The following is a 12,412-nucleotide window of genomic DNA, read 5'->3' as shown; positions in this document are numbered from 1 at the left end:
ATGCAGGACAACAAGAACTTCTTCCTCGCGATCGCCCTCTCGCTGGCGGTGCTCATCGGCTGGAACGTCTTCTTCGGCGTGCCCACGATGGACAAGGCGCGGCAGGATGCGGCGCAGAACGCCAAGGTCGCGGCGGAGAACAAGGCGGGACCGATCCCGGGCGTGAGCCCGCAGACCAACACGCCGCCGTCCGAGAGCCAGGCCAATCCGTCGATCGCGCCCACGCGCGAACTCGCGCTGTTCGGCAGCCGGCGCGTCACGATCGACACGCCCCGCGTGCAGGGTTCGATCAACCTGCGCGGCGCGGAAATCGACGACATCGCCCTGAAGGACTATCACGAGACCGTCGACAAGAAGAGCCCGAACATCGTCGTGTTCTCGCCGGCCAACGCGCCGGAGGGCTATTTCGCCCGCCTCGGCTGGCTTCCCGGCGCCGGCGCGTCGGTGGACGTGCCGCTGCCGAGCACCGTCTGGACGGCCGATTCGCAGACCCTGACCGAAGCCAAGCCCGTCACCCTGACCTGGGACAACGGCAAGGGCCTCACCTTCAAGCGCGTGGTGTCGATCGACGCCAACTACATGCTGACGCTCGCCGACAGCGTCGAGGCCAAGGACGGCGTGACCGCGTCGCTCACCCCCTACGGCTTCGTGCGCCGCATCGGCAAGCCGGTGACGCAGGGCTACTACATCCTTCACGAGGGCCTTCTCGGCATCCTGGGCGACCAGGGGCTGAAGGAGGAGAAGTATGACGGGCTGGAGAAGGATTCGGCGCTGTCGGCCACCGAGAAGGGCAAGAGCTTCCCGCAGGCGACGGGCGGCTGGGTCGGCATGACCGACAAATACTGGGCCGCGGCGCTGATCCCGGACCAGAAGACGCCCTATACGGCCAATTTCACGGTGTCGACGCCGCCCGCCGGGGGGAAGCCGGCCTACCAGACGCTCGTCACCCTGCAGCCGCTGACGGTTCAGGCCGGGACGCCAGCCGCCTCCACCACGCGCCTGTTCGTCGGTGCCAAGGAGGTCAACACCATCGACGCTTACCAGAACACGCTGGGGATCGAGCGCTTCAAGCTGCTGATCGACTGGGGCTGGTTCTGGTTCATCACCCAGCCGATGTTCAAGCTGCTGGACGGCATCTACAAGCTGGTCGGCAATTTCGGCATCGCGATCCTGATCGTGACGGTGATCGTCAAGGCCATCTTCTTCCCGCTCGCCAACAAGAGCTACAGCTCCATGGCGAAGATGAAGGCCGTGCAGCCGCAGATGCAGGCGCTGCGGGAGCAGTACCCGGACGACAAGGTCAAGCAGCAGCAGGAGCTCATGGAGCTCTACAAGCGGGAGAAGATCAACCCCGTGGCGGGCTGCCTGCCCGTGGTGATCCAAATCCCGGTGTTCTTCGCGCTCTACAAGGTGCTGTTCGTCACCATCGAGATGCGGCATGCGCCGTTCTTCGGCTGGATCAAGGACCTTGCGGCGCCGGACCCGACCTCCGTGTTCAACCTCTTCGGGCTGATCCCGTGGGAGCCGCCGCACGTGCTGATGATCGGCATCTGGCCGCTCATCATGGGCGTGACGATGTTCGTCCAGATGAAGATGAACCCCGAGCCGGCCGACCCCGTCCAGAAGACGATGTTCACCTGGATGCCGGTGTTCTTCACCTACCTGCTGGCGTCGTTCCCGGCCGGCCTCGTGATCTACTGGTCCTGGAACAACCTGCTCTCGGTGTCCCAGCAGTACCTCATCATGAAGCGCCAGGGCGTGAAGGTGGAGTTGTGGGACAACCTGCGCGGCGTGTTCCGCAAGCGCGCGGCGCCCGCCGCCGCGGCGGACGCCAAGCCCGCTTCCAAGCCCGACGCCAAGGCCGGCAAGCCGGCCTGACCCGACACGGCGACGGCCGGGGCGAGAGCGCCCGGCCGCTCCCACCCGCGAGGACCGCATGAGCGACCAGCCGCAGTCCGCGCCTGAAACGGCTTCGCCGCAGGCGCAGCCTCCCTCCCCCGCCCTGATCGAAGCCGGCCGCAAGCTCTTTGCGGGCGAAGCCGAGTTCTTCTGGGCGGCGGCGCCGACCGGGCAGTTGCCCCCGATGGGGGCGCTGGAGATCGCCTTCGCGGGCCGGTCCAATGTGGGCAAGTCCAGCCTGATCAACGCGCTGACGGGCCGCAAGACGCTGGCCCGGACCTCGCACACCCCCGGCCGGACGCAGGAGCTCAACTTCTTCGACGTCGGCGGCGGACGGTTCACGCTGGTCGACATGCCGGGCTATGGCTACGCGGCCGTGTCCAAGCAGAAGGTGGCGGCCTGGACCGGGCTGATCCACGACTATCTGCGCGGCCGCGCGAGCCTGGCCCGGGTGTTCGTGCTGATCGATTCGCGGCACGGCCTGAAGCCGGTGGACGCCGAGATCCTCGACCTCCTCGACAAGTCGGCCGTGTCCTACCAGATCGTCCTCACCAAGGCGGACGAGCTGAAGGGGGGCCAGCTGGAGCAGCGCATCGCCGAGACGCAGGACCGGCTCAAGAAGCGCCCGGCGGCGTTCCCGGAGATCGCCGCGACGTCGAGCCATGGCGGCGGCGGCGTCCCGGAGCTTCGCGCCGCTATCGCGCGCCTGCTTGTCCAGCGCGGCGCGCTCGAGCTGCCCGGCGAGACGGCGTGAACGCGCCGTCGCGCGTCTTCATGGCCGCCGCAGGCGTCGCCGGAGCGGCGGGCGTGGCGCTCGGGGCCGCCTCGGCCCATGTGGGAGGCGCCAATCTCGGCACGGCGGCGAATTTCCTGCTGTTCCACGCGCCGGCTCTGCTCGGCGTCGGCCTGCTGGCGGAGCGGTCCATCGCGCCTAGCTGCTGGGTCGTGGCCGCCGGCGCCCTGCTGGGCCTTGGCGTCGCCCTGTTCTCCGGCGCGCTGGCGCTGGGAGCGCTCGCGGGCTGGCGCCCCATCCCGATGGCCGCCCCCGCGGGCGGCCTCGCCATGATCGCGGGCTGGCTGACATTGGCCGCGGCGGGACTCTTCGGCCGACGCTGAGCTCGGCTCAGCTTTTCGCGTCTCCCCCGTATCCACCGCACGCCAAAATGCTCTAGAAGGTCGCCCCGAGAGCATGCTGCGAAAAGGTGGGAAACCAGCTTTTCGCTCACAGCATGCGACAACCCGAAAACCTGGACCACGCTGCGGTTGCGTCGACACACAGCAGGGTCCAGGACGCCGACGGACGAGCCCCATCATGACCGACAGCAACGACCCCCACCTGCAGGCCGAGATCCTCGTTCAGGCGCTGCCGCACATGCTGCGCTACGACGAAGCGACCGTGGTGGTGAAATATGGCGGCCACGCCATGGGCAACGAGCAGGTCGCGCGCGACTTCGCCAAGGACATGATCCTGCTGGAGCAGTCCGGCGTGAACCCGGTGGTGGTGCATGGGGGCGGGCCGCAGATCGGCGCGATGCTCAGCCGTCTCGGCATCAAGAGCGAGTTCGCGGCGGGCCTTCGGGTGACCGACAAGGAGACCGTCGAGGTCGTCGAGATGGTGCTGGCGGGGCTGATCAACAAGCAGCTCGTCGGCTTCATCAACGGCGAGGGCGGCCGCGCCATCGGGCTGTGCGGCAAGGACGGCAACATGGTGATCGCCCGCAAGGTGACCCGGACCGTCTACGACCCCGAGAGCCGGACGGACACCCATGTCGACCTCGGCTTCGTGGGCGAGCCCGAGAAGGTCGACCGCACCGTGCTCGACGCGCTGCTCGGCCGTGAGGTGATCCCCGTGCTGGCGCCGGTGGCCAACGGGGCCGACGGACAGACCTACAACGTCAACGCCGACACCTTCGCGGGCGCCATCGCGGGGGCGCTGCGGGCCAAGCGCCTGCTGCTGCTCACCGACGTGCCGGGCGTGCTGGACAAGGACAAGCAGCTCATCAAGGAGCTCACCGTCGACCAGTGCCGCGGCCTCATCGCCGACGGCACGATCACGGGCGGGATGATCCCCAAGGTCGAGACCTGCATCTACGCGCTGGAGCAGGGCGTGGAGGGCGTCGTCATCCTGGACGGCAAGGTGCCGCACGCCGTGCTGCTGGAGCTGCTGACGGACCTGGGCGCAGGCACGCTGATCACGCGGTGAGGCCATCATCGACGGACGAGCCGTCAGTCGCTGGCCGTCCCTCCCCGACCCGGGGAGGGGGGACCGCCGCAGGTGGTGGGTGGGGTGGATGCAGGGCATGACGCTGGCAGGCCCCACCCGTCTCGCGCCGCGCGCGATCCACCCTCCCCTGCAGGGGAGAGACGCGCCCGCAATCCCTTAACCTCTGCGTCGGACACTGAACCCCTTTCGCCACAATCTCGACGTTGTGCGATGCGAGGTTCGTTCGTCCCATGACACGTCACGTTTCTCCGCCGCACGCGACGGCGACGCCGGGCTTCGATCACGTCGACACCTGGATCTTCGACCTCGACAACACGCTCTATCCTGCGCACGCGCAGCTTTGGCCGCAGGTGGACCAGCGGATCACGCTGTTCCTGGCCGAGATGTTCGGGCTGGACGGGCTCTCGGCGAGGGCTTTGCAGAAATACTACTACACGCGCTACGGGACGACGCTGAAGGGCCTGATGGACGAGCACGCCATCGAGCCGGCCGACTTCCTCGATTTCGCCCACCAGATCGACCTGTCCCTGCTGGACCCCGACCCGGCGCTCGGGTCGGCCATCGAGAGGCTGCCGGGGCGCAAGCTGATCCTCACCAACGGCTCGCGCCAGCACGCCGAGAACGTGGCGGGCAAGCTCGGCATCCGCGATCATTTCGAGGAGATCTTCGACATCGTGGCGGCGGACTTCGTGCCCAAGCCCGAGGCCCGCACCTACGAGAAATTCCTCGACAGGCACGGCGTCGATCCCAAGAAGGCGGCTATGTTCGAGGACCTGGCCAAGAACCTCGTGGTGCCGGCCGCGCTGGGCATGACGACCGTGCTGGTGCTGCCGAAGACCTTCGATCTCTACCGCGAGGCCGAGGAGCAGGCCGCCGTGGAGGCGCCCTATATCCACCACTCCACGGTCGACCTGGCCGATTTCCTGCGCAACAACACTCCGCTGCGCGGCGCGCCGGACGTCCTCGGCGCGCCGTGACGGATGACAGCCGGGCCCGAGGTTGGTAAGCACGCGCCACCCGCGCATCAACTTCGGACTTCCGCCATGCAGCACGCCCAACTCGCCTCCGTCATCGACGCTGCCTGGGAAGCCCGGGCCGATCTCGGCCCCGCCACCCGCGGAGAGACCCGCGACGCCGTGGACCACGCGCTGGCGCTGCTCGACGCTGGCGCCGCCCGGGTGGCCGAAAAGGGCCCCGAGGGCTGGACGGTGAACCAGTGGCTCAAAAAGGCGGTGCTGCTCTCCTTCCGGCTGAACGACAACGCCCTCATCGGCGGCGGCCCCGGCGCCTCGTCCTGGTGGGACAAGGTCCCGTCCAAATTCGCGGGCTGGGATGCGGCCGCCTTCCAGAAGGCCGGCTTCCGGGCCGTGCCCAACTGCACGGTGCGCAGCGGCGCCTATGTGGCGCCCGGCGTCGTGCTGATGCCGTCCTTCGTCAATATCGGCGCCTATGTGGACAGCGGCACGATGGTGGACACCTGGGCCACCGTGGGCTCCTGCGCGCAGATCGGCAAGAATGTGCATTTGTCGGGGGGCGTAGGCATCGGCGGCGTGCTGGAGCCGCTGCAGGCGGGCCCCACCATCATCGAAGACAACTGCTTCGTCGGCGCCCGGTCCGAGGTGGTCGAGGGCGTGGTGGTCGGAGAGGGCTCGGTCATCTCCATGGGGGTGTTCATCAGCTCGTCGACCAAGATCGTGGACCGCACGACCGGCGAGGTGTTCTACGGCCGCGTGCCGCCCTATTCGGTGGTCGTGTCGGGCAGCATGCCCGGCAAGGCGCTGCCGGACGGCTCGCCGGGCCCGTCGCTGTATTGCGCCGTGATCGTGAAGCGCGTCGACGAGCGCACCCGCTCCAAGACCAGCATCAACGAGTTGCTGCGCGACTGACCGGTCGCGCCCGGGAAGAGGCCAAGCCATGCTGGACCCGCTGGATCCCGTCGCCCTGACGCAGGCTCTCATCCGCCGCCGCTCGGTGACCCCGGCGGACGACGGCGCGCTCGACCTCCTCGCGGACGTGCTGGCGAAGGCCGGGTTCGAGACCCACCGGCTGACCTTCTCCGAGCCCGGATCCGCGGATGTGGAGAACCTCTACGCCCGCATCGGCGTCGACGCGCCCGTGATGCTGTTCGCCGGGCACACCGACGTGGTGCCGCCCGGCGACGAGGCGCAGTGGTCCCACCCGCCTTTCGCGGCGGACATCGTCGACGGCGTCCTGTATGGGCGCGGCGCTGCCGACATGAAGAGCGGCGTGGCCGCCTCCGTGTCGGCCGCCCTGCGCTATCTGGCGGCGCTGGAGGGGCGGCCGAAGGGCTCGATCGCCTTCCTACTCACGGGCGACGAGGAAGGCCCGGCCGTCAACGGCACGGTGAAGCTGCTGGAGTGGGCGAAGGCCCGCGGCGAGCTGTTCGACTGCTGCCTGCTGGGCGAGCCCACCAATCCCGAGGCCCTCGGCGACATGATCAAGATCGGCCGGCGCGGGTCCCTCACCGGCCGCCTGACGGTCGAGGGCGTCCAGGGGCACGTGGCCTACCCGCATCTGGCCGACAACCCCATCCGGCGCCTCGCGCCCCTGCTGGCGGCGCTGATGGCCGAGCCGCTCGACCACGGGACGGCCCAGTTCGGCCCCTCGAACCTGGAATTCACGACCGTGGACGTCGGCAACCTCGCCACCAACGTCATCCCGGCGCGCGCCAGGGCGGTGTTCAACATCCGCTTCAACGATCTGTGGACGGCCGAGACCCTGGCGGACGAGATCCGCGCTCGCCTGGAGCGCGCGGCCGGGCCGCAGGCGCGCTACGAGGTCGCATTCGACCGCTCCAATTCGCCGGCCTTCCTGACGCCGCCGGGGCCTTTCGTGTCCCTCGTCAGCGACGCCGTCGAGGAGGTGACGGGCCGCAAACCGGCGCTTTCGACCACCGGCGGGACGTCGGACGCCCGGTTCATCCGCAATTATTGCCCCGTCCTGGAGTTCGGGCTCGTCGGAGCCACCATGCACCAGATCGACGAACGGGCCGAGATCGCCGACATCGAGGCGCTGACCCGGATCTATGAGCGCGTGCTCGCGCGCGTTCTCGGCTGAGCGGGAAGGAACGAAGAGCATCACGTTCCGTTGAATGTGCCGCATGATGCTCGACAAAAGTCGTAGTCGAGTTACATTGTGCACTGCAGCATCGATGGAGCGCGACATGATCCTCAGCCTGGAGGAAGTCGGCCGATCGCTGGGAGGGGCGTTGAAGCTCCTCAATCGCGACCCGGCCGGGCTCGGCGCCTACGAGGTCTCTTTCGGGGCGTTCTGGCGATCGTTCGGCGCCATGCTGCTGGCGGCGCCGGCCTTCATCGTGCTGCTGGCGGACGCCCGCCTGCAGGCCGGACTGCCGCTTGAGGACGGGCTGTTCGAGAGCCCGCTCCTCGTCACCCGCGAAATCGTGCTGCTCACCGGCTGCTGGCTCGCCTTTCCGGCCGCGATGATCGGCCTCGTGCGCCTGCTGGGGCTGGAGCGTCGCTACGCGGGCTACGTCATCGCCTACAACTGGTCGGCCGTGGTCGCGACCGTGATCCTGTGCGTGCCGCATTTCCTGCATGTGCTGGGGCTGGCGACCAGCGGGCTGGCGGCGCTGTTCCTCGCCGCCTTCGGGTTCATCGTCCTGCACTATCGCTGGTTCCTGGCGAAAGCGGCGCTCGGCGTGTCGGGCGGCGTGGCGGCCGTCCTCGTGCTGGTCGATCTCAGCCTCAACGGGCTGGTGACCGCCGCCGCCTCGCTGCTGGCCTGAGCCGGCGTTCAGCGAAAAGCCGGTTTCCACCTTTTCGCAGCAAGCTTCAGTAGTCGACGCCGGTCAGGTAGAGCCCGCATGAGGGCGCCATGGGCCCGCAGCGCGAACGGTCGCGCGCCTCCAGCGCGGCGGCCAGGTCCGCCTTGGTCCAGCGCCCGGCCGCCACTTGGTGCAGCGAGCCCACCATGGAGCGCACCTGGTGGTGCAGGAAGGAGCGCGCCGACGCGTAGACGCGGATCTCCTGTCCGACCCGCTCCACGTCGAGACGCGACAGCGTCTTCACCGGGCTGGCGGCCTGGCAGTCCGAGGAGCGGAACGTGGTGAAGTCGTGCATGCCCACCAGCGCCTGGGCGGCGTCGTGCATGCGCTCCGCGTCCAGCGGCCACTTCACGTGCCAGGCCCGGTCGACGTCGAGCGCCGGGGGCGGCCGGCGGTTCAGGATGCGGTAGAGATAGTGCCGTCCGCGCGCCGACATGCGGGCGTTGAAGCCGTCGTCCACGCGTTCGGCCGACAGGATGGCGATGGGATGCGGGCGCAGATGCGCGTTCAGGGCGTCGCGTACGGTGTCGGTCGGCCAATCGCGCGCGAGGTCGACATGGGCGACCTGGTGCGTGGCGTGCACGCCCGCATCCGTGCGGCCCGCGCCCTGGATCCGCACCGTCTCGCCCGTAAACCGGCCGATGGCGTTCTCGATGCATTGCTGCACCGAGCAGCCGACGGCCTGGAACTGCCAGCCCACGAAGGGCGTCCCGTCATACTCGACGACGAGCTTGTAGCGGGGCATCAGCCGAACCTCGCCCCGGCCCGGACGGGCACGCCGCGCAGGAACTCCGCCGCGCTCATGGCGCGCGATCCCGCCCGCTGTACCTGCAGCACCTGCACGGCGCCCTGCTGGCAGGCGACCGTCAGGCCGTCGTCGATCGCCTCCCCGGCCGGGCCGGAAGCTTCCGCCAGCCGGGTCTTCAGGATCTTCAGGCGCTCCGGCCCGCGGCCGAGATCGACCAGCGCATAGGCGCCCGGAAACGGCGAGAGGCCGCGCACCTGGTCGTGCACCGCCTGGGCGGGGCGGGCCCAATCGATCCGCGAATCCGCGTTCAGGATCTTGGCCGCATAGGTCACGCCGTCCTGGGGCTGCGGCGTGAAGGCGAGGCCGCCGCGCGACAGGGCCGCCAGGGCGCGGACCATGAGGTCCGCCCCGAGTTGCGCCAGGCGGTCATGGATGTCGCCCGCGGTCGCGTCCGGGCCGATGGCGAGGCGCTCGACCATGCCGACCGGCCCTGTATCCAGCCCCTTTTCCATGCGCATCACGGCCACGCCGGTCTCGCTGTCGCCGGCCATCACGGCGCGCTGGATCGGAGCCGCGCCGCGCCAGCGCGGCAGCAGGGACGCATGCAGGTTGAGGCAGCCGAGCGGCGGGACGGCCAGGATGCCCTCCGGCAGGATCATCCCGTAGGCGACCACGACCGCCACATCGGCCTGCAGGGAGCGGAAGGTCTCCGTCGCCTCCTCGCTTTTCAGGCTCGCGGGCGTGAAGACCGGGATCCCGAACCGCTCGGCGGCGGCCTGGACCGGCGAGGGCTTCAGCGCCATGCCGCGGCCCGCCGCGGCCGGGGCGCGCGTGTAGGCGGCGACGACCTCGTGGCCTTGCCCGACGATCTCCGACAGGGTCGGCACGGCGAAATCGGGCGTGCCCATGAAGACGACGCGCAGCATCAGTCACCCGTGTTCAGGTCGGCCGCTGGCGCGGCGGGAACGGCTCAGGCCTCGCGCCGGGCCTGCTTGGCGAATTTCTTCATCACCCGGTCGCGCTTCAGCTTGGAGATGTGGTCGATGAAGAGCTTGCCTTCGAGATGGTCGATCTCATGCTGGATGCAGGTGGCGAGCAGGCCGTCGGCCTCGATCTCGCACTCGGCGCCTCCCCGGTCGGTGAACCGCACCCGCACCTTGGCGGGACGCTCCACCTCCTCGTAGAAGTCGGGGATCGACAGGCAGCCCTCCTCGTAAACCGAGCGCTCCTCGGAGGTCCACAGCACCTGCGGATTGATGAGGGCGAGCGGCTGCTTGTCCTCGCCCTCGCGGGCGAGGTCGACCGTGATCACCCGCTCGGGGACGCCAATCTGGATCGCCGCCAGCCCGATGCCCGGGGCGTCGTACATGGTCTCGAACATGTCGTCGATCAGCGACGCGAGCTCGCGCGCGGGCTTGGCGACGGGCGCCGAGACGAGCCGCAGCTTGGAGTCGGGGATGATCAGGATCGGTCGGACAGACATGGAGGGCGCCGCTCTTTGAAAACGTGCCCGAGATAAACACTCGGGCGGCCAAAATCAAACCGTTCCGTTTTCGTTCTCGCCATGGGGGCGAATCGCGGTACTGTGCCGGCATGGATCGCGTCATCCTGATCGTCGGCGGGCACGCCGTCACATGGGGAGAGGCCGTGCTCGCCCTTCTGGGCGCCGCGGTGCTGGGCCTGTTCTGGCTCGCCTTGTCGGCGGGCCGCGCCTCCCGGGAGCGCAGCCTGGAGGCCGCCGGCGCGATCGAGCGCCAGCGCGAGCTGGACGAAAAGCTGGCCGCGCTTACCCAGATCCAGTCCGAGATGACCGGCCGGATGCAGACCATCGGCGAGGTCTTCGGCAATCGGCAGGCCGACCTCGTGCGGCTGATCGCCGAGCGGCTGGACAGCCTGCAGAACCGGGTGGGAGACGGGCTGAACGCGACCTCGCGGCAGACGAGCGAGAATCTGAGCAAGCTGAACGAGCGGCTCGCCGTGATCGACGCCGCGCAGAAGCGCCTGACCGACCTCACCGGCGAGGTGCTGTCGCTCAAGGACATCCTGTCCAACAAGCAAACCCGCGGCGCCTTCGGCCAGGGCCGCATGGAGGCGATCGTCAGGGACGCCCTGCCGCCGGCGGCCTACGAGTTCCAGGCCCTGCTCTCCTCCGGCCGCCGGCCCGATTGCGTGATCCGGCTGCCCGGCGACGACCGGCCGCTGGTGGTTGACGCCAAATTTCCGCTCGAGGGCTTCACGGCCTTCCGCGAGGCGCAGGGGGACGAGGCGCGGCGCAGCGCCATGCAGCGGGTGCGCGCCGATGTCGGCGCGCATGTGAAGGACATCGCCGACAAATACCTCATCCCCGGCGAGACGCAGGACATCGCGGTGCTGTTCGTGCCGGCCGAATCGCTGTTCGCGGACCTGCAGGAGCATTTCGAGGACCTCGTTCAGCGCGCCCACCGGGCGAGGGTGCTGATCGTGTCGCCCTCGCTCCTCTCGATGGCCATCCAGGTCATGCAGGCCATCGTGCGCGACGCGCGCATGCGCGAGCAGGCGCACCAGATCCAGGCCGAGGTCGGCAAGCTGATCGAGGACGTGCGCCGGCTGCGCGACCGCACGGTCAAGCTCGACGGCCATTTCCGGCAGGCGTCCGACGATGTCGGCATGATCGTCACCTCCGCCGACAAGGTCCTGAAGCGGGGCGAGCGGATCGAGGCGATGGAGTTCGAAGCGCCGGGCGCGAAGGTCGAGGCGGCGCCGCCGGCCGAGAGCCTGCCGAACCCCCTGGGGCGGAGCTACGCGGCCGAGTGAGGCGGCGTCAGAGCGCCGTGCGCTGCCGGAAGGCGGCCGCCAGAGTGCCCTCGTCGAGATAGTCCAGCTCGCCGCCCACCGGAACGCCGTGGGCCAGCCGGCTCACCTTGACGGGCAGATGCGACAGCAGGTCGGTCACGTAATGGGCCGTGGTCTGCCCGTCCACGGTGGCGTTCAGGGCCAGGATCACCTCCTGGACCCCGCCCTCGGCGACGCGCGCCACGAGCCTGTCGAGGTTGAGATCCTTCGGGCCGACGCCGTCCAGCGCCGAGAGCGTGCCGCCCAGCACGTGGTAGCGGCCATTGATCACCTGGGCGCGCTCCAGCGCCCACAGGTCGGCCACGTCCTCCACCAAAACCAGCACCGCATCGTCGCGGCGCGTGTCGCGGCACAGCGTGCACGGATCCGACGTATCGACATTGCCGCAGGTCGAGCACACCACCACGCGCTCATTGGCGACCCTGATGGCGTCCGCCAGCGGGCCCAGCAGCTGCTCGCGCTTCTTGATGAGGTGCAGCGCGGCCCGCCGGGCCGACCGCGGGCCGAGCCCCGGCAGGCGCGCCAGGAGCTGGATCAGCCGCTCGATCTCCGGACCGCTGGTGGACGCCATGGATCAGAAAAGCTTCATGCCGGGCGGGATGGGCAGGCCGGCCGTGATCGACGACATCTTCTCCTGCGCGGCCCGGTCGGCCTTTCCGCGGGCGTCGTTCATGGCCGCGATGATGAGGTCCTCGAGGATGTCCTTCTCGTCCGCATTCAGCAGGCTGTCGTCGATCGAGACGGACTTGACCTGCCCCTTGGCGGTCATCGTCGCCTTGACCATCCCGCCGCCGGCGGCGCCCTCGACTTCGAGGGTTTCGAGCTCGTCCTGGAGCGCAGTCATCTTGGACTGCATCTCCTGGACCTTCTTCATCATGCCCATGATGTCCTTCATGTGAGG

At 69.1% G+C, this 12,412-nt stretch carries 14 protein-coding genes; 9 read left to right on the top strand and 5 right to left on the bottom strand.

The genetic code is table 11. The features are described from left to right. The 8 genes from yidC (at position 1) to ABEG18_RS00845 (ending at position 7,892) form a co-directional block, all read left to right on the top strand. The gene (gene yidC / locus ABEG18_RS00880) at positions 1-1,878 is read left to right on the top strand and encodes a membrane protein insertase YidC (RefSeq protein ID WP_406856215.1); all 1,878 of its coding nucleotides are present in this window, start codon (positions 1-3) and stop codon (positions 1,876-1,878) included. Between the two features lie 58 nt (positions 1,879-1,936). Further along, positions 1,937-2,653 carry a ribosome biogenesis GTP-binding protein YihA/YsxC gene (gene yihA, locus ABEG18_RS00875; protein WP_406856214.1) on the top strand — a complete coding sequence of 239 codons (717 nt, stop codon included), beginning with the start codon at positions 1,937-1,939 and terminating at the stop codon, positions 2,651-2,653. Continuing rightward, positions 2,650-3,015 carry a DUF423 domain-containing protein gene (locus ABEG18_RS00870; RefSeq protein WP_406856213.1) on the top strand — a complete coding sequence of 122 codons (366 nt, stop codon included), beginning with the start codon at positions 2,650-2,652 and terminating at the stop codon, positions 3,013-3,015. Before yihA ends, ABEG18_RS00870 begins: the two co-directional genes overlap by 4 nt. Positions 3,016-3,211: 196 nt before the next feature. Then, a complete protein-coding gene (argB, locus tag ABEG18_RS00865; RefSeq protein WP_406856212.1) occupies positions 3,212-4,102 on the top strand; it encodes an acetylglutamate kinase in 891 nt (296 codons plus the stop codon). Positions 4,103-4,353: 251 nt separating this feature from the next. Beyond that, the gene (locus ABEG18_RS00860; protein WP_406856211.1) at positions 4,354-5,100 is read left to right on the top strand and encodes a pyrimidine 5'-nucleotidase; all 747 of its coding nucleotides are present in this window, start codon (positions 4,354-4,356) and stop codon (positions 5,098-5,100) included. A 66-nt stretch (positions 5,101-5,166) separates the two neighbouring features. Beyond that, on the top strand, positions 5,167-6,009 hold the full coding sequence (dapD, locus tag ABEG18_RS00855; protein WP_406856210.1) for a 2,3,4,5-tetrahydropyridine-2,6-dicarboxylate N-succinyltransferase: 843 nt from the start codon (positions 5,167-5,169) through the stop codon (positions 6,007-6,009). Between the two features lie 28 nt (positions 6,010-6,037). Next, positions 6,038-7,201, top strand: coding sequence for a succinyl-diaminopimelate desuccinylase (gene dapE / locus ABEG18_RS00850; protein WP_406856209.1), 1,164 nt, complete (start codon positions 6,038-6,040; stop codon positions 7,199-7,201). A gap of 106 nt (positions 7,202-7,307) precedes the next feature. After that, positions 7,308-7,892 carry a hypothetical protein gene (locus tag ABEG18_RS00845; RefSeq protein ID WP_406856208.1) on the top strand — a complete coding sequence of 195 codons (585 nt, stop codon included), beginning with the start codon at positions 7,308-7,310 and terminating at the stop codon, positions 7,890-7,892. Between the two features lie 46 nt (positions 7,893-7,938). Here the strand turns inward: ABEG18_RS00845 and truA are convergent, their stop codons facing one another. Genes truA through def form a run of 3 tightly spaced genes read right to left on the bottom strand, consistent with a single transcriptional unit; the run spans position 7,939 to position 10,162 of the window. Beyond that, entirely contained in the window at positions 7,939-8,676 is a 738-nt protein-coding gene (truA, locus tag ABEG18_RS00840; RefSeq protein ID WP_406856207.1) for a tRNA pseudouridine(38-40) synthase TruA, read from the bottom strand. Further along, positions 8,676-9,608 carry a methionyl-tRNA formyltransferase gene (gene fmt / locus ABEG18_RS00835; RefSeq protein ID WP_406858503.1) on the bottom strand — a complete coding sequence of 311 codons (933 nt, stop codon included), beginning with the start codon at positions 9,606-9,608 and terminating at the stop codon, positions 8,676-8,678. The genes truA and fmt overlap by 1 nt, the downstream gene beginning before the upstream one ends. A 41-nt stretch (positions 9,609-9,649) precedes the next feature. Further along, the gene (gene def, locus ABEG18_RS00830; protein ID WP_406856206.1) at positions 9,650-10,162 is read right to left on the bottom strand and encodes a peptide deformylase; all 513 of its coding nucleotides are present in this window, start codon (positions 10,160-10,162) and stop codon (positions 9,650-9,652) included. Between the two features lie 110 nt (positions 10,163-10,272). On the opposite strand from def, the gene ABEG18_RS00825 reads away from it, so the two are divergent. Then, positions 10,273-11,472 (top strand): DNA recombination protein RmuC, encoded by a 1,200-nt coding sequence (locus ABEG18_RS00825; protein ID WP_406856205.1) that lies wholly within the window; start codon positions 10,273-10,275, stop codon positions 11,470-11,472. 7 nt (positions 11,473-11,479) lie between these two features. Here the strand turns inward: ABEG18_RS00825 and recR are convergent, their stop codons facing one another. Then, the gene (recR, locus tag ABEG18_RS00820) at positions 11,480-12,082 is read right to left on the bottom strand and encodes a recombination mediator RecR (RefSeq protein ID WP_406856204.1); all 603 of its coding nucleotides are present in this window, start codon (positions 12,080-12,082) and stop codon (positions 11,480-11,482) included. Positions 12,083-12,085: 3 nt separating this feature from the next. Beyond that, positions 12,086-12,406, bottom strand: coding sequence for a YbaB/EbfC family nucleoid-associated protein (locus ABEG18_RS00815; RefSeq protein ID WP_406856203.1), 321 nt, complete (start codon positions 12,404-12,406; stop codon positions 12,086-12,088). Between the last annotated feature and the right edge of the window lie 6 nt (positions 12,407-12,412).

Origin of the sequence: Alsobacter sp. KACC 23698 (assembly GCF_045348435.1) — a bacterium.
In the GTDB taxonomy this organism is placed as follows: domain Bacteria; phylum Pseudomonadota; class Alphaproteobacteria; order Rhizobiales; family Beijerinckiaceae; genus Alsobacter.
The sequence above is the reverse complement of the archived record's forward strand: the minus strand, read 5'-3'. Positions and strand labels throughout refer to the sequence as shown.

Bases quoted from the DNA above. Each gene is read 5' to 3' on its own strand.
- ABEG18_RS00825 (WP_406856205.1), top strand. From the start codon at position 10,273: ATGGATCGCGTCATCCTGATCGTCGGCGGGCACGCCGTCACATGGGGA.
- yihA (WP_406856214.1), top strand. From the start codon at position 1,937: ATGAGCGACCAGCCGCAGTCCGCGCCTGAAACGGCTTCGCCGCAGGCG.
- ABEG18_RS00815 (WP_406856203.1), bottom strand. From the start codon at position 12,406: ATGAAGGACATCATGGGCATGATGAAGAAGGTCCAGGAGATGCAGTCC.
- argB (WP_406856212.1), top strand. From the start codon at position 3,212: ATGACCGACAGCAACGACCCCCACCTGCAGGCCGAGATCCTCGTTCAG.
- dapE (WP_406856209.1), top strand. From the start codon at position 6,038: ATGCTGGACCCGCTGGATCCCGTCGCCCTGACGCAGGCTCTCATCCGC.
- ABEG18_RS00845 (WP_406856208.1), top strand. From the start codon at position 7,308: ATGATCCTCAGCCTGGAGGAAGTCGGCCGATCGCTGGGAGGGGCGTTG.
- def (WP_406856206.1), bottom strand. From the start codon at position 10,162: ATGTCTGTCCGACCGATCCTGATCATCCCCGACTCCAAGCTGCGGCTC.
- recR (WP_406856204.1), bottom strand. From the start codon at position 12,082: ATGGCGTCCACCAGCGGTCCGGAGATCGAGCGGCTGATCCAGCTCCTG.
- dapD (WP_406856210.1), top strand. From the start codon at position 5,167: ATGCAGCACGCCCAACTCGCCTCCGTCATCGACGCTGCCTGGGAAGCC.
- truA (WP_406856207.1), bottom strand. From the start codon at position 8,676: ATGCCCCGCTACAAGCTCGTCGTCGAGTATGACGGGACGCCCTTCGTG.
- ABEG18_RS00860 (WP_406856211.1), top strand. From the start codon at position 4,354: ATGACACGTCACGTTTCTCCGCCGCACGCGACGGCGACGCCGGGCTTC.
- yidC (WP_406856215.1), top strand. From the start codon at position 1: ATGCAGGACAACAAGAACTTCTTCCTCGCGATCGCCCTCTCGCTGGCG.